At 46.2% G+C, this 21,574-nt stretch carries 16 protein-coding genes; 7 read left to right on the plus strand and 9 right to left on the minus strand.

What is annotated here, in order from left to right; all coding sequences use genetic code 11:
- Positions 1-12: 12 nt before the first annotated feature.
- On the minus strand, positions 13-1,926 hold the full coding sequence (gene speA, locus BLU87_RS02740; protein ID WP_092344450.1) for a biosynthetic arginine decarboxylase: 1,914 nt from the start codon (positions 1,924-1,926) through the stop codon (positions 13-15).
- On the minus strand, positions 1,923-2,768 hold the full coding sequence (gene speE / locus BLU87_RS02745) for a polyamine aminopropyltransferase (RefSeq protein WP_092344452.1): 846 nt from the start codon (positions 2,766-2,768) through the stop codon (positions 1,923-1,925). The genes speA and speE overlap by 4 nt, the downstream gene beginning before the upstream one ends.
- A 174-nt stretch (positions 2,769-2,942) precedes the next feature.
- Between speE and proC the strand changes: the two genes are divergently transcribed.
- The 3 genes from proC to BLU87_RS02760 all read left to right on the plus strand — a co-directional run bounded on the left by proC (position 2,943) and on the right by BLU87_RS02760 (position 5,708).
- Positions 2,943-3,755, plus strand: coding sequence for a pyrroline-5-carboxylate reductase (gene proC, locus BLU87_RS02750; protein WP_092344454.1), 813 nt, complete (start codon positions 2,943-2,945; stop codon positions 3,753-3,755).
- A gap of 62 nt (positions 3,756-3,817) precedes the next feature.
- Positions 3,818-4,456: a LysE family translocator gene (locus BLU87_RS02755; RefSeq protein ID WP_092344456.1), complete on the plus strand. Its 639-nt coding sequence runs from the start codon at positions 3,818-3,820 to the stop codon at positions 4,454-4,456.
- Positions 4,457-4,463: 7 nt separating this feature from the next.
- On the plus strand, positions 4,464-5,708 hold the full coding sequence (locus tag BLU87_RS02760; protein WP_092344458.1) for an MFS transporter: 1,245 nt from the start codon (positions 4,464-4,466) through the stop codon (positions 5,706-5,708).
- Between the two features lie 8 nt (positions 5,709-5,716).
- On the opposite strand, the gene BLU87_RS02765 is transcribed toward BLU87_RS02760, so the two are convergent.
- Complete coding sequence (locus tag BLU87_RS02765; protein ID WP_092344460.1) at positions 5,717-6,847, minus strand: AI-2E family transporter; 1,131 nt, start codon at positions 6,845-6,847, stop codon at positions 5,717-5,719.
- Positions 6,840-7,370: a cyclic nucleotide-binding domain-containing protein gene (locus tag BLU87_RS02770; protein ID WP_092344462.1), complete on the minus strand. Its 531-nt coding sequence runs from the start codon at positions 7,368-7,370 to the stop codon at positions 6,840-6,842. Before BLU87_RS02770 ends, BLU87_RS02765 begins: the two co-directional genes overlap by 8 nt.
- Positions 7,371-7,514: 144 nt before the next feature.
- On the opposite strand from BLU87_RS02770, the gene uvrC reads away from it, so the two are divergent.
- Entirely contained in the window at positions 7,515-9,350 is a 1,836-nt protein-coding gene (gene uvrC / locus BLU87_RS02775) for an excinuclease ABC subunit UvrC (RefSeq protein WP_217637421.1), read from the plus strand.
- A gap of 226 nt (positions 9,351-9,576) precedes the next feature.
- On the opposite strand, the gene BLU87_RS02780 is transcribed toward uvrC, so the two are convergent.
- The 4 genes from BLU87_RS02780 to yedF all read right to left on the minus strand — a co-directional run bounded on the left by BLU87_RS02780 (position 9,577) and on the right by yedF (position 14,850).
- Positions 9,577-11,385: a methyl-accepting chemotaxis protein gene (locus BLU87_RS02780; protein ID WP_092344466.1), complete on the minus strand. Its 1,809-nt coding sequence runs from the start codon at positions 11,383-11,385 to the stop codon at positions 9,577-9,579.
- Between the two features lie 216 nt (positions 11,386-11,601).
- On the minus strand, positions 11,602-12,423 hold the full coding sequence (locus BLU87_RS02785) for a hypothetical protein (protein WP_092344468.1): 822 nt from the start codon (positions 12,421-12,423) through the stop codon (positions 11,602-11,604).
- A 102-nt stretch (positions 12,424-12,525) separates the two neighbouring features.
- A complete protein-coding gene (malQ, locus tag BLU87_RS02790; RefSeq protein WP_092344470.1) occupies positions 12,526-14,049 on the minus strand; it encodes a 4-alpha-glucanotransferase in 1,524 nt (507 codons plus the stop codon).
- Between the two features lie 198 nt (positions 14,050-14,247).
- Positions 14,248-14,850, minus strand: a complete 603-nt coding sequence (yedF, locus tag BLU87_RS02795; RefSeq protein WP_092344472.1) for a sulfurtransferase-like selenium metabolism protein YedF — start codon at positions 14,848-14,850, stop codon at positions 14,248-14,250.
- A gap of 439 nt (positions 14,851-15,289) precedes the next feature.
- Here yedF and BLU87_RS02800 point away from each other — a divergent pair, with 439 nt between their 5' ends.
- The 3 genes from BLU87_RS02800 to BLU87_RS02810 all read left to right on the plus strand — a co-directional run bounded on the left by BLU87_RS02800 (position 15,290) and on the right by BLU87_RS02810 (position 18,940).
- A complete protein-coding gene (locus BLU87_RS02800; RefSeq protein WP_092344474.1) occupies positions 15,290-15,616 on the plus strand; it encodes a c-type cytochrome in 327 nt (108 codons plus the stop codon).
- A gap of 44 nt (positions 15,617-15,660) precedes the next feature.
- Entirely contained in the window at positions 15,661-17,475 is a 1,815-nt protein-coding gene (locus BLU87_RS02805; RefSeq protein WP_092344476.1) for a DUF3373 family protein, read from the plus strand.
- Positions 17,476-17,590: 115 nt separating this feature from the next.
- Positions 17,591-18,940, plus strand: coding sequence for a tetrathionate reductase family octaheme c-type cytochrome (locus BLU87_RS02810; RefSeq protein WP_092344478.1), 1,350 nt, complete (start codon positions 17,591-17,593; stop codon positions 18,938-18,940).
- Between the two features lie 336 nt (positions 18,941-19,276).
- Here BLU87_RS02810 and BLU87_RS02820 read toward each other — a convergent pair whose 3' ends face one another.
- Complete coding sequence (locus tag BLU87_RS02820) at positions 19,277-21,562, minus strand: GSU2204 family CXXCH-containing (seleno)protein (RefSeq protein ID WP_263046528.1); 2,286 nt, start codon at positions 21,560-21,562, stop codon at positions 19,277-19,279.
- Between the last annotated feature and the right edge of the window lie 12 nt (positions 21,563-21,574).

Genomic DNA, 21,574 nt, shown 5'->3' on the forward strand with positions numbered 1-21,574 from the left:
CTGCCAGGATATTCAAACGTTAAAGTATGTTTGACCGTTCAGTTGGGCTGAAAAATGGTTGAGAATCTGTTGTCGTTCTTTGACGTTGATCTTCTTTTTCTTCACCGCTAACTCAACTTTGTCCCGGAACCCTTTATAAAATAAGGTCGGGTTGTATTCTAAAATGCTGAGCACTTCTGAGATAGTGTCCCCTGATTGCTCCTTGGTAACATCGAATCCTCCCTCTTTATTAATGCGAATACTGATGACGTTGGTATAGCCAAAAAGATTATGAAGATCCCCCATTGTCTCTTGATATGCTCCCATTAAAAATGCACCAAGAATATAGTCTTCTTCAGCTTTTAGCGAATGCAGTGGCAGCGTTTTGCTTTCACCCCCAGCAAGAACAAAGCGATCGAGCTTGCCATCACAGTCACAGGTCAGATCGGATATGGTGGCATTTCTGTCTGGACATTCGTTGAGACGATGAACTGGCATGACCGGAAACATCTGCCCGATTGCCCAAGTGTCAGGCAAGGATTGAAAGACGCTGAAATTGCCATAATAGATGTCGGCCAGACTTTGCTTCAACGAGTCCAATGGCAGTGGTATTTTTTCCAGTTGATCCAACTTTTTAGCGATAGTCTGAGCAATCGCGAGAAAAAGATTCTCTGCCATAGCGCGCTCACGCAGATTGATGACGCCACTTCTGAACAGTTCTCTGATCTTGTCCCGGTTGGTGAGTGCTTCGACATAACCTTCGCTGGGAGAGATTACCTCTGCCTGCTGGTATAGCTGATATTGGCGTGTGACGAGGGGGTGACAATGTTCTGGACAATCCTCAGGCAGATCATTTGCTTCATAGCGAACGACGTTGAGGATCTCGAACAATAAAATCGACGTATGAGCAACCGTAGCACGACCTGATTCAGTGACAATCGTAGGATGATCAATGTTATGTGGTGCAAGAGTCTCTTTAATCGTCTCAACAAGACAGCGGCAATAGTCCGCTAAATTGTAGTTGGGAGAATGGCTATGAAGTGACTGATTGCCAATATAATCAACCGCCAGACCGCCACCGAGATCAAGATATTTCAAAGGGACGTTTTCTGTTGCCAGGTCGGCATAAAAACGGGCTGCTTCACGAACGGCAACCTTAATCTCTTCGATATCAGGAATTTGAGAACCGAGGTGGCAATGCAGTAACTGCAGACAATCGAGCATTTTTGCTTGGCGCAGTTGATCGACTGTTGCAATTAACTGAGCAGTGCTGAGGCCAAAACTGCTGCGATCACCACTGGTCTCAGTCCAAAGCCCACCGACCTTGGAGGAAATTTTGATCCGTAGTCCTATCAGTGGTTTGATCCCCAACTTCTGACTGCGTGCAATAATCAGAGGGAGTTCGCTTGGGGATTCGATGACAAAGAAACATTGATGCCCAAGCCTGTTTGCCCACAGCCCCAGATCAATAAAATTTTGATCTTTACTTCCATTACAGATCAGCAACCCGTTGTCATTCAGGTTGGCGAGACAAAGTAACAGTTCTGCTTTGCTTCCCGCTTCCAAACCATGACCGAAATCTGTGCCAAAGCGACTGATTTCTTCAATGACAGAGCATTGCTGGTTAACTTTGACTGGAAATACGCCCCGATATTCCGCCTTGTAGCCAGCGTGTTCGATCGCCTGTTGAAAGGTTTCATTGATTTCTGAAACTCGAGCATCCAAAAGGTTTTCTATCCGCAGAAGCAATGGTAGCTCATGATCGCGATCACGGGCTGCTTGAATGATGTCGACAATCGGAATAGCAACGTCACCGGTATCAAAAGGGATCGTCACGGTAACCTCACCGGCGCTGGAGATAGAAAAATTTTTCTGTCCCCAGCCGTCAATCCCGTAGAGACTCGCAGAATCTGCGACCTGCCAGCTTTTCACTTGTTGAGTCTTCATTCGGCAATATTATCCCGGGCAAAGGTGGGGAGCATAAACGCTCCGCGATGCAGTTCCTCATTGTAATAACGGGTTTTAAAATTTCTGTTTTTGGCGCGATCATGATCGAAGTCTTTCGTCGGATGATAGATTTTGCTGGAAAACGCGAAACTCCAGAAGCCGCTGGGGTAAGTGGGAATAAAGGCTTGATACATCTCGACAATAGGGAAGACCGCCCGTAAGTTGTGATACATGCTTTTTTGGATGTCGGCGTGATAAAAGGGAGACTCGCTCTGGGCGATCATGATCCCATCATCCTTTAATGCAGAAAAAACCAGCCGATAGAAGTTCTCTTCGAAAAGTCCCACGGCTGGACCGATTGGGTCGGTTGAATCCACCAGAATGACGTCAAATTCATTCTGATGATCACGAATATAGGCGAGGCCATCATCGACATGAAGTTTGACTCGTGGATTGCTGCCGTTAATTGCTGATGCCATCGTGGGGAGATATTCGATCGATTTTTCGATCACCAGACCGTCAATTTCACAGAGTACCGCAAGTTCAACTTCAGGGTGTTTCATGATTTCCCGGATACTCCCGCCGTCACCGCCACCAATGACGAGAACCTTTTTGGGATTGGGATGGGTGAACAATGCCGGGTGGGTGATCATATCGTGATAGATGAACTCGTCCCGTTCAGTGACCATGACTAAGCCATCCAGAAGCATCATTCGGCCAAATTCCAAAGTTTCGACGATATCCAATTGTTGATATTGACTCTTCCCTGAAAACAGGGTCTTGGTTGTTTTTATAGTGATCCCGACATTGTCGCTGTGTTTTTCGGTGTACCAGAGATCCATAATTGATTCCTTATCAGTATGCGAAGCAAATAATTATGCCACAATACCCTTTTCTGCAGATGAAATTTTTACCCTGCTGTGCTAAACAAATCAAGTCTGATGGTGACACCATCAGCGCTTTTTTAGAAAAACTGTTCGATTCCGTTTCTTACCATTGAAATAAAGGGGTAAATCATGACAAATGCTCATAAAATAGGTTTTATCGGTGGTGGCAATATGGCCGAAGCCCTGATTAAAGGTTTGCTGTCGGGAGTCCTCCCGGCTGACCACATTATGGCCTCAGAGCCAAGCGAACTTCGCCGTGAGCATCTTATCGAATCTTTTGGCATTAAGCTGGCCGACAACAACATGGCGTTGATGCAAGAGTGCGACATTGTGGTCCTGTCGATCAAGCCACAAATTGTGGTGGAAGTTTTGGAAGAGGTTGCCGGAACTTACAGTAACGACAAGCTGATTATTTCGATCCTTGCTGGAGTGACCACAGCGTCAATTGAGAAGTTTTTTCAGGGAGCTCCCAGAGTTGTCAGGGTGATGCCGAACACCCCGGCGTTGGTTGGAGAAGCTGCCAGCGCTATGTGTCGTGGGCATTATGCCAGTCAAGAAGATCTGATGCTGGTGAAGGAACTTTTCGAGTCTGTTGGCAAGGTGCAGCTCATCGATGAGCGGCAGATGGATGCTGCAACCGGTCTGTCCGGATCTGGACCGGCCTACATTTATACGGTCATTGAAGCACTGGCTGACGGAGGAGTTCGTGAAGGTTTACGACGCGATATTGCCCATGCCTTGGCGGTTCAAACAGTTGTCGGTGCGGCATTGATGGTTCGTGAAACGGGGGAACATCCGGCGATTTTGCGTGATCAGGTCTGTTCCCCTGGAGGGACGGCAATCGCCGGTATCAGCACTCTGGAAAAACATGGACTGCGCACGACTCTGATGGAAGCCGTCTCGGCGTCAGCTGCTCGTTCTCGTGAACTTGGTGACAATTGATCATCTCCTCTCCTTCTTCGGGTTTGTAATTGTAAAGATTATCCGACTGATACGGTTTTGTCATGATTGATCAATTTTGGACTTTTTTTATTGCCATAACGTTATTGACCTTATTCCCCGGAGTCGATTCGTTATTAGTTGTCAGAAACTCCTCCCGTGGTGGGTGGAAGGATGGCATTGCGACCAGCACCGGGATTTGTTCTGGCCTATTTGTTCACGCAACGGTCTCGGCTTTAGGCATTTCAGCACTGCTCTTGCAGTCAGCTATCGCTTTTAATCTCCTTAAATTGATCGGTGGTGGTTATCTCCTTTGGTTGGGAAGCTGTAGCTTATGGAATGCCCTGCATCGGAAAGAGGTGACCTTCTCGGCAGTGCAACCGGCAGTTCCACGCATATTTTTATGGTCACGGTCGCTACGTGAAGGGTTTGTCTGTAATGTGTTTAACCCGAAAACCCTCCTTTTTTATATGGCCTTTCTGCCACAATTTATTGATCCAAGCCGCTCACCAATAGTGCAGTCATTGTTTATGGCCGCGGTCCATTTCTGCATCGCTATGGTTTATCAGGGGGGGCTGGCCATCTTGGCCTGTCGAATTAGCGATTGGTTTAAGGGGAGTTCAACGGGGCGTTTGCTAGAGGGATTGGCCGGAGTGATCCTTGTTTCGTTCGGACTGAGAATTTTTCTGGAGAGACGGATATGAATTTATCGTGTCAACTTTTGATGTTGGACTTTTAGTGAAGAAGCTCCCTTTTCATTATGGCTGGCTGATCGTTTTCACCGGGACCCTGACCCTGTTCTCGTGTCTTGGTTTAGCGCGCTTTGCTTTTGGGATGTTGCTCCCGAGTATGGGCGCTGGACTTGAGTTGGCTTATGATCAAATGGGCTATCTGGGGACGGGGAATTTTTCCGGTTATCTTTTTGCGGTCGCTATCACTCCGACTGTTCTGAATAAACTCCGTCCCCGGACCACGATTAGCGTCGGATTGTTTCTGGTCGCCACGACTCTCGCAGGGATGTCTCAAGCCAATTTTTTCTGGCAGTTGTTACTTCTTTATGTTTTGACCGGGGTCGGTAGTGGCTTGGCGAATATCTCCACCATGGTTCTTATTGCTCATTGGTTCAGACGTGAAAAACGTGGATTAGCTGCTGGGTTGATGGTCTTTGGCAATGGCCTGGGGATTATCTTTTCAGGGCTGATGGTCCCCCTTCTGAACCAGAATTATGCTCATAACGGTTGGCGTGTCAGTTGGTTGTTGCTGGCAGGAATCACCTTCAGTATCAGCTTGCTTGCTGCCTTCCTGGTCAGGAATGAACCTGAATCCCTTGGCTTGGATCCGGTCGGTTCGAAGACCCCCTTTTCCGGGGAAGAACTTCGCTATTCAGGATCCACGAAGAGTAGTCGGGTGCTTATCTCTTTAGGTTTATTGTATATGGCTTTCGGGGCCACCTACATGGTTTACGGGACCTTTGTTGTGACCAGTATGGTTGAAGAGTATGGCTTCAGTGAAGTGGTTGCTGGTCGATTCTGGTCCTGGGTTGGTTTTTTCAGTCTTTTCTCTGGAGTTGTTTTTGGAACCCTCTCTGACCGGCTTGGACGTAAGAGTGGGCTTATCATTGTTTTTGCGGTTCAGACCTTGGCGTATCTGCTGGCGGGCTCAGGTCTGGGCGCTGCGGCTTTACTGCTGTCAGTTTTTTTGTATGGCATTGCGGTGTGGGCGGTTCCTGCGATTATGACTGCAGCAGTGGGCGATTACCTTGGAGTGACGAAAGCAGCGGCAGGGTTTTCTTTTATCACCTTCTTTTTTGCGGCCGGTCAAACTATCGGTCCCGCTATTGCCGGGATGCTGGCAGAACATTCTGGGAGCTTTTCCCCAGCATTCCTCCTCTCGGCACTCATTACCGGGGTGGCTATCTTGTTTGCACTCAGTTTACCGCAACCAGCAGAGAGTTAAATCATCCTTCAGAGCAGTTTTCCCCGAGTCGTGAAATAGCGTTGGTAGGGATTGAAGGTTTTACGGTGCTGACGGGTTGCGATAATGACAATATTGATGATGCTGGCAATTGGAACGCCGATGATCATCCCCAATATCCCGTAAAGCTTCCCGCCCATAACAATCGCTAAAATAACCCAGAGCGGGTGAAGGTTTGAGACTTTGGAGATAAGGATCGGAATGAGAATAAAATTATCAACAAGTATCTGCGCGATGAGCAGGTAAACACAAAGAATCCACCAGAACTCGCCCCCCATCCCTAAATCAGCCAGCGCAATCACCAGGCCGGGGATCATACCGACGATCGGTCCGATGTAAGGGATTAAATTGCTAGCTCCAGCAACGACGGCCAGAATTGGTGCGTAACGGATATCAGTGAGAGATAAACCCACCCAGACAACCAGACCAACGATCAATGCTTCGAGGACTCTGCCGCGAATAAAATGAGATAGCTGCCAACTTACAGTCGCGTAAATATCGAGCACCATTTCAAAGTAACGGTTTGGGGTCAGCGAAATCAGACTTCGCACGATCCGGCGACTATCGCGCAGGAAGAAGAAGGTGAATAGCGGTACAAGTAATAACAAGCTCCCGATACGCATAGCTGAACGTGGGGTTTCTTTAAGGATCATCCCCAAAAATGATTGGGATGCAGAGCTGATGCGCTCGGCGATATCATAGTGGACAATAAAAGGAAAGTGTTCCTGGGCAACGACTAACAATCGGTTCAAGAACTCAATGGCTTGTTCTATGTAGCGCGGAAAATCAGCTTTGAGGGCTTGAGCCATTCCTTTCCAATTGGGTGGGCCAATGATGAATAGAAGTAAACCGACGAACGAAAATATCAACAGATAGACAATGAAGATACTGAGGGTGCGATTGATCTTGTTGCCTTCAAAAAAATAAACCAGCGGATCAAGGAGAAAAGAGACAATCAGCGAAATTAACAACGGGAGAAACAAACCTGCTGTTGCTGTTTTTAACAATGCCGTAATTGTTGAAGCCGAAGAGTAAATCGCGATCCCAGAGGCGATCGCTGTCGTCAATATCAGATAAAGAACGGCAACTTGGGCACGGCTCATATTGTTTTGACTAAGCATCTGTTAGTTGCTCTCGATTATCATTAAGTTGAGTTTTTAATTTAGTCAGCTCGAGGCTGCATTGTAGTAGGCGATCACTGATGACCCGGTTCAAGCCCAGCATGATCTTGGCTGATGGGGCAGGGTGACGTCGCACCGCCTCCATCATGTCGGAGCGGAATAATCCAACCAATACAGTGGGTTCTGTTGTTCGGGCTGAGGCGCAACGTGGGCGCGATGCGGTCAAAGCAATCTCACCAAAAAAATCCCCGGGATTCAGTATCGCTTGCTCGGTTTCTTGACCTTGATCATCGAGGTTGTAGATCTGCACTTGTCCTGAGCGAATAGAATACATTCCTGAACCGATATCTCCTTCGTTGAAGACAATTTCATCAGCTTCATAGTTGCGCACATGAACGATATTTTCTAGAAAGGTCAACTCGCGTTTGTTCAGCATTTTAAACATCGGCATGGTGCTGAGAAAGTAGGTGAGAGTTTGTTCGTATCCGCTACGGCGGAAGATGTTGTCCCAGAATGGATTCACGCCTTATTCCTTCATGCAAGTGGAGCGTCGATTGAGTTTACGTTAGCTTGTTATTATAGCAATAAGTTCAGTAAGTGCCAGACAAAAAGGAATCGGTGTAAAGAGGACTTTATTTCGATATCATTCTTGATCTATCCTGTAAATATGATTTCCATTGATTTAAAAAAATACCCATTGGCTCCCGGTGTTTATCTAATGTTCGGTAAAGATGATGAGGTTCTTTACGTTGGCAAAGCCAAACTATTGCGCAATCGCTTGCGCAGTTATTTTTCAGCCCGTGGTGATGGTCGCTTACATATTCCTCTGTTGATGGAAAAGGTGCTGCGGATTGAGGTCATTATCACCGACACTGAAAAAGAAGCCTTGTTGCTGGAAAATACCCTGATTAAGAAATATCGCCCCCACTACAATATTGATTTGCGTGATGATAAGACCTATGTCTCGGTCAGAATTGACCTTAAGGATCCTTTTCCAATGTTGCAGGTCGTGCGTCAGGTCAAGAGTGATGGTGCTCACTATTTTGGCCCTTACTCCTCTGCTTCGGCGATTCGTGAAACGCTCAAGGAAATCTATCGAATTTTCCCTCTGCGCCACTCTTCCATCCAGCGCTGTAGCAAGCGGAGTCGGCCTTGTCTGTTTCATCAGATCGGGCAATGCAGCGCCCCCTGTCATGGTAAAATCACTCAAGACGATTATCGTAAACTGGTGGAAGGGGTGATTCAACTTCTGGAAGGGCGGGAGTCAGAAGTGATAGCTCAATTACAGCAACGGATGGGAATCGCTGCTGCAGAGATGCGTTTTGAGGATGCCGCGCGGTTACGTGATCAGATTAATGCCATTGAGAAAAGTGTCGAAAAACAAAAAGTGACTGAATATGGAGGTGGAAACCAAGATGTGATTGGTTTGCATGAAGATGGTGGTGAGGTTGAGGTGACGTTGCTGTTTGTCCGTCACGGCAGGCTGATTGGCCGGCGTAGCTATCCTCTTGAGTGGAAACTTGATCTGCCCGAATTGCTCAGTAGCTTTTTACAGGAATATTACTCACGCCAGGTGATTCTCCCCGATCAACTGTTGCTCCCTTTCACCTTAGAGGGAGCTGAATTGCTGGGCGAGTGGTTGAGTGAGAAACGGGGCAAAAAAGTGCGCTTACTGGCTCCACAACGGGGTGAAAAAAAGCGGCTCTGTGAAATGGCACAACGCAATGCTGCTGAATCCTATCGTCAAAGAGGGCAACGAAAGCACGCGCGTGAGCAGTTGCTTGAGGAGTTGCGGCTCAAATTTCATCTCCCCTGTTTGCCCGAACGGATTGAGTGTTATGACATCTCAAATGTGCAGGGGAATCAATCGGTTGGGAGTATGGTTGTCTTGCTCAATGGTGAGCCTGCCAAAGGAGAATATCGGCGTTTCAAAATTAAAACGGTTGCAGGAGCCGATGACTATGCCTCTTTACTGGAAGTCTTGCGCCGCCGCTTAGCGCGGGGCGTTGATGACGGTGTCCTTCCAAACATGATTTTGATCGATGGCGGCAAGGGACAGCTGGGGGTTTTAACCACGGTGTTGGCAGAATTCCAATTACAAGCCAGTATTGGTGCCGTCGGCATAGCTAAAAGCCGAGTGATGGCCAATGTCCGTGGCAAAGCTGTAGAACGCAGTGAAGAACGCTTTTTTCTGCCGGGAAGGAAAAATCCGGTCAGTTTTCGTCATGGGTCTGCCAGTTTGTTTTTATTGGAACGATTGCGTGACGAAGCTCATCGTTTTGCGATTACCTATCATCGCAAGTTGCGGGGTAAGGCAAGTTTACGATCGTCATTAGAAGATATCTCCGGTGTCGGTCCCAGTCGTCGTAAAACTCTATTGAAATACTTTGGGAGCTTGAAAAAAATCCGCGCTGCTTCCGTGGAGGAATTACAACAGATGCCTGGAATGCCTGCGGGGTTGGCTGAAACTATTTACCGCAGCTTGCGGGAAGAAAAACCATAATCTCTGCCACCAAGAAAACCAAGAAATGCCTTCAACGGAGAAGCCCTGAGCTGGAGAGAAACCTAGATTTTATTTAACATTTGAATGTAGTTTGTTCATCTCTGCAGCTCTCGAACTGTCCCTTAAGGTTTTTGTCTTTCTTGGTTTATAATAATATTTTTGACAAAAAAGCCCGATCATCTTGGCGATAATCGGGCTATATTTTCAGATCTATTATGATTGATTCTTAGAATTTGCCAAATTCATCATCGTCCAGAGCAATCGTTTGTCGTGGGCTGTTGTGAGCAGCTTGTCCCCAACCAGCGCTCAATCTGTTTTGGGGCGCAGGTGCTGTTACTGTTCGCTTGATGGCCTGCTGCTGAACTTGCCCTCTTAATTGAAAACGCTTCAACATACTGAGGAGTTCCTCGGCTTGACTGGATAACTCTTCAGCCGCAGCGGCACTTTCCTCTGCTGTAGCGGTATTCTGTTGGATCGCTTGGTCAATCTGACCTAACCCCTCATTGATCTGACCAATGCCGTCGGCCTGTTCGTTTGAAGCTGCAGCAATTTCCTCCGCGAGGACAGAAACCTTTAACACGCCGCCATACACTGATTCCAGCGATTCAGCGGTTTGATTCGCAATCAACGCGCCATTTTCTGTCTTCTTTACCGAGCCTTCGATTAATTCAGCCGTCTCTGAGGCGGCTTTGGCACTCCGGGCAGCAAGGTTTCGAACTTCTTCAGCGACAACTGCAAATCCTTTCCCATGTTGTCCGGCACGCGCCGCCTCAACGGCAGCGTTTAATGCCAATAGGTTGGTTTGGAAGGCGATTTCATCGATAACTTTAATGATTTTATTAATACTTTTTCCCGCATCACTGATATCGGTCATGGCGGCAACCATCTGTTCCATTTTGCTTTTTCCTTCTTCAGTTGCCTGCTTTGCTTCGCTGGAGAGAAGATTGACCTGGCTTGCATTGTCCGCATTGAGTTTAGTTTGGCTCGCCATTTGATTGAGTGAGCTGGATATCTCTTCCAATGACGCCGCTGATTCTGTCGCCCCTTCTGAAAGGGTTTGACTGGAGTCAGCTATCTGTTCGCTCGCCGAAGTTATTTGTTCCCCAGCTCTTTGGATTTGCTGCATTGTTTCATTGAGATTGTCGCTGACTTTTTTTAACGCAATGCGAGTGCCATCGTTATCATCTCGCGGCACCGGATTAAAGGTGATATCTCCATCGGCTAATCGATTTAAGGTGGGCAATAGAACGGTCTCAAAATTGTCGTTCAAATTGTCCATGGCTGCTCCGAGATGGCCAATTTCATCTTTCCTTTGCAGGTTGAGACGAATCTGATAATGCCCCTTCTCAATTTCGTCAATCATGTCGACGGTTTGTTTTATGGGGTGAGACAGCGAGCGTGCGAGCACATATGCCATTGCGACAGAAGCTAGAATTACCAACGACACAATTGCTAATATTGAATAGAATATCGCGTTAACTTTACTTCCCAAATCATCAATATAAACACCACAGCCGACAATCCAGTTCCAACTCTTGGTTCGCTGGACAAATGACATTTTAGGTTGGGGCTTATCCTTGCCAGGTTTTTCCCACATATAATTAACGAAACCTGCCCCGTCTTTTGCTGTAATTTTGACCATTTCCATGAATAGTTGTTTGCCGGTGGGATCAATTGATTGAGACAAGTCGCTACCGTCGAGTGCTGGATTAATCGGATGCATGATCATTTTGGGGTGCGTATCGTTGATCCAGAAATACAGTTTTCCCTGCTCAATACGTAATTTTTTAATTGTTTCTATCGCGTTGTTTTGCGCTTCTTCGGTAGTGATAAGACCTTCATCGGCCATTTGACTGTTATGATCAATGATCCCCACAGCCGTTTCAACTGCCGCTTTGAGTTTCAACTCAGCTGTTTTGTGGATCTGGTCGCGGTAGCCAGTGTAAATCCAGCTAATTCCGCAGGTGAAAACCAAGATTATCAAGGCAATAACCAAATATATTTTGGTGCTTATTTTAAGATTTTCAAAACCCATGAGTGCTCCTTTGACATGTTAACAAGCTGTTTGCACTCGGAATCTCTTCCGAGAATCTGGGTGCGTTGTGATAACTTTTATAATGATGTTTTGTTTGACGTTAGACTTGGCTAACTATATTGTCAACATGAAAATTATTTTACATCCCTAAGGACAAAAAAAGCCTCTGGACAATGCCAGAGGCTTTTGAAGGGTTGGAAATAGAGGGTGTGACTGTTATTCGACGGTGACGGCGGCATTCTCCATGATAAGGTTATATTTATAACCGTAACCGAAGTCTTTATCCAGAGTCAGAGGACCACTGGCAACGATAGTGTCACCCACATTTACCTGGATTCCACTGGTCACGGTCAGATCATTGGTCCCCGCAGCCTGATCGCCGCTGCCATCTTGGAGGTGGATCCAGTTGGTTCCCATGATCTGTGGGCTGAATTTAACCACTTTGCCGCGGAGGGTCACGGTCTTCCCAGACAGGTCCGCTTTGCTGGAGTAGATTTCACCAATGGTTAGTCCCCCCTCGGCTTTTTGAACCGCAGTTAGATCAACTTCAGGTGGTACTGAGGTCGTATCAATTGGTGGGTGACCTTCAGGCATCTGCATGCCGGCGGTAGAAGCGGCTGCTCCCATTGCCGCAGTCCCAACGTTTGGATTGCTGGCATTGAGGACAGCTTCAACAAAGTAGACAACATCAAAATCACGATCCAATGTTTGACTGTGATAGTTATGCATCGCCATCCCCTCCGGGATCATGACTTCATCACCAACGCTGACAGCAAATTCAGGTGCCGCTGCCCAGATTTTTTCTGTGCCATTATCCACATAAACGTAGGTATAACCGGCAGCATTCATTGTTTCAACGACAGTCCCGGCTGTTTGACCCGGCACATTGGCAGACCCTGGATTTGGGGCCGCTGCAGGAGCAGGAGATTCTGCTGCAGCAGAATTCTGGGCTGCAGGTTGTGCTGAATCAGTTTTGCTGCAGGCAATCAGAGGTGAAAACATAAACAATGCAATGAACAGGGTCGTTAGTTTTTTCATTATAGCTCTCCATATGAGTGGTGCAGAAAAGATTGTTGACCTTTTTTATCTACGATTGATGCTGCGAAAAATAGCATGGCTTTTTAAGGACAGACAAGTGGATTACGACCTCGGTGGCATTTCTGCGGGAATGCACAGGTTGCGTCCGTACAAATGTGACATGTTTTTTAAGCGGTTCATGATTGCTGTGGATATTGCTCCAGAATGATAACGCCATTGCCAATTTCCTGTTGCTGTCCCCGGGATATTCATGCGACTTGATGCTGGGAGGGAGAGTATGTCCTGCAGGGGAATAATGGCGAGGTTGGCTGCGCTTGACATGGCTGTTTCGATCAATGCCCATGGCATGTCATCACAGGAGGTCTGGAGAAAGTTGCGGACGCGTTGTTGCCCATCATTATCAAGTCCCTGCCACCAGCCGATGGTCGTGTTGTTGTCATGAGTCCCGGTATAGATGACAGCGTTAGCATTGATATTTTCCGGTAGATAGGGATTGTCCGCATCAGAATCAAAAGCAAATAAAAGTATTTTCATCCCCGGTAGACTGAATTTGTCGCGCAAGGTGATGACATCTTCAGTGAGGATTCCCAGATCCTCAGCGACAAGCGGCAAGCTGTTGCCGAGCTCATTTTGGAGCAGCGTAAATAATTGTTCACCGGGGATATCAATCCACGAACCATTTTCAGCTGTGGCTTCAGTCGCTGGAATAGCCCAACATGAAGAAAAACCCCGAAAATGATCGACTCGCAAAAAGTCAAATAATTCCAAATTCCACCGAAATCGTTTTAACCACCACGAATAGTTATCTTCTGCCATTTTATCCCAGCGGTAGAGTGGATTTCCCCAGCGCTGGCCGGTGCTGCTGAAATAGTCGGGTGGAACTCCGGCTACCAATGTGGCCTGGTCAGCATCATCCAGATAGAATAGTTCCCGATTCGTCCAGACATCAGCTGAATCTTCAGCGACAAAAATGGGCAGGTCACCAAAAATTTCAATTCCTCTGCTGTTCGCATACTCCTTGAGTGCCCGCCACTGCTCAAAAAATACAAACTGTAAATATTTATGCAGATTGATGTTGTCTTCCAGGGTCTCCGTCCATTCCTGTACGGCTGCGGGGATTCTCTGTCTGATGTCTTGGGGCCACTGTTGCCAGCTTTGTTCCGGGTAATATTCGCGTAGGGATTCGAACAACGCATAATCGTCCAACCAGTAGCTCTGATCGTTGCAAAACTGATCGAATTTGTCCTTGCGGGTTTGAGTTCCGCGCCGAGTGAAATTCTTATGGGCAAGACGTAGAACGGGGAATTGTCGCTGGGCCGCTGCAGCATAATCAGCAGTATCAACGGTATGATGCGATGTCGGGAGGTCTGACCGACGTAAGTCACCGGCGGTTATCAGCCGGCTCAGGTTGATTAATAACGGGCTTCCGGCAAAGGCAGAGAAACTACTGTAGGGACAGTTGCCGTAACCGATCGGTCCTAGGGGTAACAGCTGCCAGACTGATTGACCCGCAGCCAGAAGAGTGTCGACAAAATCATATGCTTCAGGGCCAAGAGAACCGATTGCTTGTTCTCCTGGGAGTGATGTCGGATGGAGCAATACTCCGCTTTGGCGTTGTGTAAGCATTTGAATTCCATGATTTTTTAAGAGCCACCAAGGCGCCTAAAGCGTTTAAAGAGTGCTTGGGATCAGAAGTAGTAAATCGTGAGTGAGGGCCTTCTGTTTGAATTTCCCCAGCATAACACAATTATTTGTTTGTGAAGGTTCGATCCTCTGCCGTAGCAATTTAGACGCCCTCTGGTGGCTGAATCTGAATCAATCTATTTACGGACAGATAATTCGTCCTGCTTGACATTGAACCTCAACCATTTCGAACATGTTGGTTGTCCGACCCACTTTTAGCAGGTCTTTTTTCTGATAGAAATCAAGGCACAGTCCACAGCTGGCAATATCAACTCCACGAGAGACAAGAGTCTGTAAAGCCTCCAAAATATCAGAGCCCTCAGTGGTGAGGTTAATGCCACTATTGACGAACAGAATAATGTCGGGAAGTGGTTCCATCTCCAGCAAGGTTGTCAGAAAATTGCGCATCAAGACCCGGCCAAATTCATCATCGCCTTGCCCCATTCGATCACTACCACAGTAAATAACCGTTTTCCCTGTGATGGCACTTTCATTGACCGCTTGGTTGACCGGTGTCACGTCGGATTCACCTGCGGCAGGAGTTAAATTGAGTCGGAAGTTGTTTCCTACAGCCGTAGCAGATGCCTGGTAGTTCATTTTCTCAGCTAATCGGGTGACGTTGTCTCGTCCTGCCTGGTCGCTGACAAGAACTTCAAGCGCTTGCCCGGGATTGGCGAGGATTTGTTTGCGGGTTTCGATAACGGGATAAGGGCATTGATGCTGACTGTAGTCAAGTTTGATCATGGTCTTTCCTCCTGAATTTTGAATGATAGCTAAGAGTATAATAACTACCAGATAAAGTACAATGGGGAGATCAAAATGATTGTCGATAAGAAATACTGTTCGACCGATAAGAAACACTTATTTGTTTCGGTATTTTGAACATTTACCTGAGGAGTGTCGACTAAACAACAGTAACCAACTTTGTAATATTAATCTTAATGTCAATATCTGAATAGATGTATAAGTCGCTGAAATAAAATATGAAACAGCAAAAGCCCATGAATTTATGAGAGTATAAGTAACTTATATATATAATTATTCGAAATATTGGTTGAAAAATGATTTGAAAACAATTAAATATAGGTGCCGCTGGATATATAAATATATCAGTGTTGATTGTTCGTATCGGTTGGGCACAAATGGAGTGCCGTGATTAAACCTCAACCAAGGAGATAGAGAAATGAATTGGAAAGCTTTTTTGATGATTGGCTTAATTTTGACCGCATTCACTGCGACAAGTGCTTTAGCGATCGAAGGTGGTAACGCCCGTAAAGGGAAACACTTATTTAAAAAGAGCTGTAAGAGTTGTCATGACTCTGGTGGTGAAGGTGGTGAACTGACTCCAATGTCAAAAACTATGTCTCAGTGGGACCGTTACTTCAAAAAGAAAACCGATGATCATCCAGGGGAAGTTTTTAAGACGATTTCAGACAAAGATAAAAAAGATATCAATCAGTTCTTGCATGATAGTGCCGCTGATTCACCTGCTCCTGCCACTTGCGGTTAAGTCCAACTATTTGCTCGTACAACTACTTTAGGAGGTAACCCTGTATGAATCGTTTTATCGTTCTATTGCTGGCATCATTGCTGGCATTACCAACCATCTCATTTGCTGCTCCGACGATTGAAGAGCTCCAAAAGCAGATCGCTGACATTGTAGAAGAACTGGATGATCTTAATGATCGCCTTGAGAAACCGGAGCGCCATTCTGCTTTGGATCGGATCAGCTTCTCTGGAGATTTGCGGACTACAGCAGATTCCCTCCACTACCAAGATATTACCTTTAATCCTGGGATTAAGGTTGATTTTGATGCGTTTAGTGCGGATATGATGGCTGGAACTTTTAGTACTCAACTAACTGATGCTGGTGGAAATGGTCTAACTTTCTTGGTTGGGGACCCGGGAACGAATTCAAATAATATTTATCAAATGCTTGGAGGTGATCTTAACCCTAATGCGAACCAGCTAACACCTTTAACTCAGATGATGCTTCAGAACTCAGAAATGGTTGATGGTTTTATGGCTGGACAATTGTCCGGTGTCATGCCCTTTGCCTTAGCTCAAGCTGCTCAAACTTCTGATATCAACAACGATATCATGTACACAACCCGCCTTCGTCTCAACATGAAAGCTGACATTGCCAGCAACATGAACTTTTCTGGTCGTCTCAATATGTACAAAGCTTGGGGAGATTCTTCTGGTTCTCGGGTGTTTGACTCTTGGGATGCCTTCGCAATGGACGGGACCAGTAGTGGACAACCTTCTGGCGATACCCTGCATGTAGAGCGTGCTTTCTTTAACTGGAAAGATATTGCTGGCAGTGATTTCTATTTTTCTGTTGGTCGGCGTCCATCAACTTATGGCCCTCCATCAAACTATCGTGAAAACGAACTGCGAGGTGGAACACCATCGGGGCATCTGGTTAACTTTAACTTTGATGGTTTTACTATTGGCTATCATCTCAGTGAAATCACCGGAATGGAAGGCCAATCAGTCCGTTTCTGTTATGGTCAGGGATTTGAATCTGAATATGGCAACGGTTCCTTGTTCAATGGTGATATCACCTCAAATCTGGATGATACCCATCTTGGCGGTTTCAATATTGATGTTTTCAATGATGGTAAGACTCTGGTTCAGGCAACTTTGTTCAGGGCTCAAGATGTTGTTGATGGTTTTACAGGTGTTTTTGCTTTTCCAACCCAGTTTGCTGAGCTATTTGCAGGTACCTTGTATACAGACATGCAAAAATTCTCCAATATGAACTTTAATGTCCGTTATACCCCAAGTACGGTTATTGGTAATATTAACTTGATCGCTCTTGGCTTAACCCGTGAAGAAGATAATGGCATTAACTGGTTTGCTTCTTTCGGCATGACCCAACTTGAGTCAAATGGTGAAGCTGGAATGTTTGGTGGTATGGGTACCGATGCTGTTTTTGAGGCGCAACTCAGTGACGATGGTTCAGAGATCTATATGATGCCAGCTCGCGCTGAAGATGATGATACCCAAGAAGGTTACGGAGTTTACGTTGGTATCCAGGTTCCTGCTCCTATGGGCAAGTTTGGTTTGGAGTATAACTATGGATCCAAGTACTGGACACCGTTCACCCAAGCACAAGATGATCTCGTCGGTAGTAAACTGTCGACTCGTGGCCATGTAGGCGAGGTTTACTATATCTTTGATATTAATCCACGCGCCTTTATCAAAATTGGTGGTCTATATTATGACTACGAATACACTGGTAGTGGCTCTCCAGTTGGCAAGCCGGTCAAAGTGTCGGATGTTCAGGATGGTGAAGCATATTCTTTACTACCAGTTGTTGATACTGCTTGGGATGCATACGCTAAAATTACCATGCAGTTTTAATTATAATAGCTAGAAGCTTCAAGAGAAGGGGAGAGGTCTTAAGATCTTTCCCTTTCTTTGGCTAAAATGCATCTAATAACCTGTATATTTAATTAATAAGATAAGGGCGGATTTGATGAAAAAGATATTATTATGCGTTTCAGTCGCGATGTTGTTATCAATAACAGCTTATGCAACTGATCACAGTGAGTTTATTGAGGGTCCATTTGCGGATGCCACTGAAGTCACAAAAACCTGCCTCGAATGTCATGAAGATGCTGCCATTGATTTCATGAAGACTCCCCACTGGACCTGGGAGCGGAAACAGGTTGCCAATGGTAAAGAGGTCACAATTGGTAAAAAGAATCTGCTAAACAACTACTGTGGTACTGTATCGAGTAATGAGGTTCACTGTATGGAGTGTCATGCCGGTTACGGGTGGAAAGATAAGAACTTCGATTTTACCGACAAAACGCGCGTTGACTGTTTGGTCTGTCACGATACGACTGGAACTTACCACAAGGATGGCGATAACGCCGGTTGGCCCAAAGAGCACGTAAATCTTGAAGAGGTTGCTAAAGAAGTTGGATTGCCTGTTCGTCAAAACTGTAATTCGTGTCACGCATTAGGTGGTGGTGGTAATAACGCCAAAAATGGTGATATCAGCCTAGTGCTTGATTATCCTGACCGTTCTATCGATGTTCATATGGATGCTGATGGTAATGACTTCCAGTGTCAGGAGTGTCACAAGACTGAGGACCACTATATCCCGGGTGCAAACCTACAGACCTCTCCTGATGGGTTCAATGCGATCAGTTGTGAAGGCTGTCACGATGCCGAGCCTCATGAGCAGTCACGGCTCAACGCCCACGCCAAGCGTGTCGCTTGTCAGACCTGTCATATTCCGGTTTATGCGAAAGAAGATCCTACTCAGATGGACTGGGATTGGTCAACAGGCGGTAAAGACGAGTCGCCAGCAGGTATTGACGGTAAAATTGTTCGGTACAAAAAAACAGTCGGAACACAGACCTGGAAAGCAGACCAAGAGCCAAGCTATGCTTGGTTTAACGGTAAAGCAGGAATCTACTTAGTGGGTGATAAGATTGACCCGAAAGTTCCAACTCCACTTGCTTGGCCGCTGGGTGATATCAATGACAAAACTGCTAAAATTCACCCATTTAAGATCCACACCGGTAAGCAGATTTACGATACAAAGAATAATTATTTAATTACCAACCACATTTATGGCCCGGATGCTTTCTGGACGACTGCCGATTGGGCACTGTCTGCAAAAATTGGTATGGAGACCAGTGGCCTGCCTTACAGTGGTGAGTACGGTTTTGCACCGACAACTATGCACTGGCGAATTGACCACATGGTCGCCCCGGCTGAAGAGGCTCTCGGGTGTCTGGATTGTCATGGAGACAACGGCCGGATGGACTGGGCTGCTCTGGGTTACAAAGGGGATCCCATTGACGGAAAATAAGATCTGATATGTAGATATGTATCGAGCGGGGCAGATTTAATTCTGTCCCGCTTTTTTTATGGATGAACGCTTGATCGCCACCAAGGACACCAAGGAAAACAATTCATTTAACGGAGAGACGCGGAGACGGAGAGCATGGAGAGAAAAGAAAACCGTTTTGTTTGAGTTTAAAGTAAATCAAAACTTGATCTTCTCATTTCGACTTTCTCTGCACCTCTGTGTCTCAGCGTTAAAGCCTTTGTTTTTCTTGGTGTCCTTGGTGGCTAATCATCCGTACAATAAAAAAGCCCGACTGTTTCCAGTCGGGCTAAAATAAATCATTTCAGTATTTAAGAATTAGAAATTAAAACCAACACCGACATAACCGTAATAAGCGGTTCCATCTTCGTCACCGTAGACATATTCTTCATCCATGTTGAAAATATCATAGGTGAAAGAGGCGGTTGTGTAGAAAGCCTCAGTGAAGTTGTAGGTACCACCAGTGGTCAGCTGATACTGCTCGTAAGAGAGATCAGAATAAGAGTCGATCAGGTTGTTTTGAACCCAGGTGTCATAACTGTAGCCAGCTGTGGAAAGGGCTGCACGCTCTGTGAAATTCCAATCCCAGGTGCTTTCAGCATTGTTGTAGGTCAGTCCTGCATTAAGATGCAGTTTTTTTGTGGCTTGGTAATTAACATCAAGAGAAAGTGTATGAACATCTGATTTATACTCGGCAACGCTGCAATACGAGCCAAACTGGCTCGATGAAACATTGTTCGCTCAGCCATGGTACCAGCCGACGCAGATCCGATTCTCTGTGTCCTGTTTATTGAATGTGTAGGACATCGTCAAATTGATTTTGTCACTTGGAGCGTAATAGAAAGAGATCCCTGGGACATAACTGTCCTGTTTGTATTTAACGGAATCATTGTCCTCCATGCGAACCCGTGCAAAAATGGTCGCAGCCATATTGGCTGAAGGCGCCCATGTTGAAGCCAATTTGATTTCATGAACGTTTTCGGGGTCAACAGAGGTTTCTAACATGCGGTTGGGGTAGACACTGTTCCAGTAGAAGACAAATCCAGTCCCGTCGCCATTGTCAGTATTTCCGGCATCACCTATAAAATCAGTGGTAGTTCCTGTGGCAAGGCCTGGATAGATAGAGCTCAAATAATCAGCTGATTGCAATATACCGGTATGAGCACCGTTGAGTGGATCGCTGATATCCTGATATTGATAACTGACTCTACCGGAGAGTTTTCTATTGAAGCGTGATTTGATAGAAACCTTGAAAGAGTTCGTTTTCGTGTCGTTAAGTTCTTCTTCTTGGCGGTCAATTTCCTCATATTCATAACCTAGGCGTAAAGTTGTCCCTCTTGCCAACCGATAAACACCATCAATCCCAAATTCGGTGACTTCGCGGGCTTCAGAAGATTCGTATTCAACTTCACCGGTCACGGTATCGTATCCGTCAATACCAATATTGGTTGCACCAATCAGTTCTGTATATGTCAGCGTATAGTCAGAGGTATCAACTTCATAGGTACCACCACGAACAGAGAGACGGAGGCCACCGATTTTTGTTGCCCCTTTGAGGAAAAAAGACTCAAATTCGCTGGTTAGGGTGTCGGTATCTATTGAATATGTTCCGTCTTCGCCCTCTTTATCGGATTCAACCTCAGCGTTGACATAAGCTGCAGTCACCGAAGAATTACTGTCAATGTCTACACGTGCTTTGAGATGATGCATATCTTTTTTGGAATCAGGAGTGACTTTGTAGGATTGTGATCCCGAGTACAGTAACTGATCAGCATCAGCGACGCCCCCATGAGTGCCTGGAGAACTGAGGAAGTTGTAAGTGGGGTCGGCCCCATCTTCAGTGAATTCGCGATGGAGGTAGTCGTACTCTACCGTTACCTGACCAAATTTCCCGGTTGCTCCAAAGGTGAAATCTTCAGTGCGTTCATCAATTTCATTTGCATTTGCTTGAACGTGACACTGGTTACATTTACTTGCAGTGATCGCTTGTTCCTGCCCTTGACGAGTTTCAATTCGCATTCCAGCGTGGAACTCGATATTCGGGAGCGCTGGCAGGTGTAGGCTTGATTCCGCTTCAGTTTCACGGCGGGTGACGATGTAATCGTTGTCCATCTCCTGAGCGTAGCGCTCATTGGCTTCCGCGATGGTATCAACGCCAAGCTGCCCGACGGTGGCATCTGTCGTGACTCGTGGCTGGTCCCCTCCAGCATCATTGCGGAGTGTAGCACCGAGATGCAGTAGGTTGTCGTGATCTTTCCAATGCTCTAGAACTTGGTGGTCAAATCCAAATTTGAAGATTCGACTGGCGTCAAATTCAAGATTGATTTCTTGGTCACGTGGTCCCATTAGATCAACATCTAATCCGAAACTTGATCCTTCACTAATTGATTCCAGAGACAGGCTTGGTGAAAAACTGAAGCCTTCCTCCGATCTTGTGTTTACATATTCGTTGACGCGTGCAGGACTGTCGTCAGTATCCATGCCGGAAATGCCGATCTCAATATGGCCGCTGGTTGCTGTTTCTTCAGCGCTTGCCATGGTTGAGGTCGTCATTAAAGTCAGGATTGACAGTAATGCAAGCAGCCAGATATGGCGTAGCTTCATTTTAATCCTCCT

Source organism: Desulfuromusa kysingii, from assembly GCF_900107645.1.
GTDB lineage: Bacteria > Desulfobacterota > Desulfuromonadia > Desulfuromonadales > Geopsychrobacteraceae > Desulfuromusa > Desulfuromusa kysingii.

Coding starts and splice junctions, on each gene's coding strand:
- speA (WP_092344450.1), bottom strand. CDS start 1,926: ATGAAGACTCAACAAGTGAAAAGCTGGCAGGTCGCAGATTCTGCGAGT.
- speE (WP_092344452.1), bottom strand. CDS start 2,768: ATGGATCTCTGGTACACCGAAAAACACAGCGACAATGTCGGGATCACT.
- proC (WP_092344454.1), top strand. CDS start 2,943: ATGACAAATGCTCATAAAATAGGTTTTATCGGTGGTGGCAATATGGCC.
- BLU87_RS02755 (WP_092344456.1), top strand. CDS start 3,818: ATGATTGATCAATTTTGGACTTTTTTTATTGCCATAACGTTATTGACC.
- BLU87_RS02765 (WP_092344460.1), bottom strand. CDS start 6,847: ATGCTTAGTCAAAACAATATGAGCCGTGCCCAAGTTGCCGTTCTTTAT.
- uvrC (WP_217637421.1), top strand. CDS start 7,515: ATGATTTCCATTGATTTAAAAAAATACCCATTGGCTCCCGGTGTTTAT.
- BLU87_RS02780 (WP_092344466.1), bottom strand. CDS start 11,385: ATGGGTTTTGAAAATCTTAAAATAAGCACCAAAATATATTTGGTTATT.
- BLU87_RS02785 (WP_092344468.1), bottom strand. CDS start 12,423: ATGAAAAAACTAACGACCCTGTTCATTGCATTGTTTATGTTTTCACCT.
- malQ (WP_092344470.1), bottom strand. CDS start 14,049: ATGCTTACACAACGCCAAAGCGGAGTATTGCTCCATCCGACATCACTC.
- yedF (WP_092344472.1), bottom strand. CDS start 14,850: ATGATCAAACTTGACTACAGTCAGCATCAATGCCCTTATCCCGTTATC.
- BLU87_RS02800 (WP_092344474.1), top strand. CDS start 15,290: ATGAATTGGAAAGCTTTTTTGATGATTGGCTTAATTTTGACCGCATTC.
- BLU87_RS02805 (WP_092344476.1), top strand. CDS start 15,661: ATGAATCGTTTTATCGTTCTATTGCTGGCATCATTGCTGGCATTACCA.
- BLU87_RS02810 (WP_092344478.1), top strand. CDS start 17,591: ATGAAAAAGATATTATTATGCGTTTCAGTCGCGATGTTGTTATCAATA.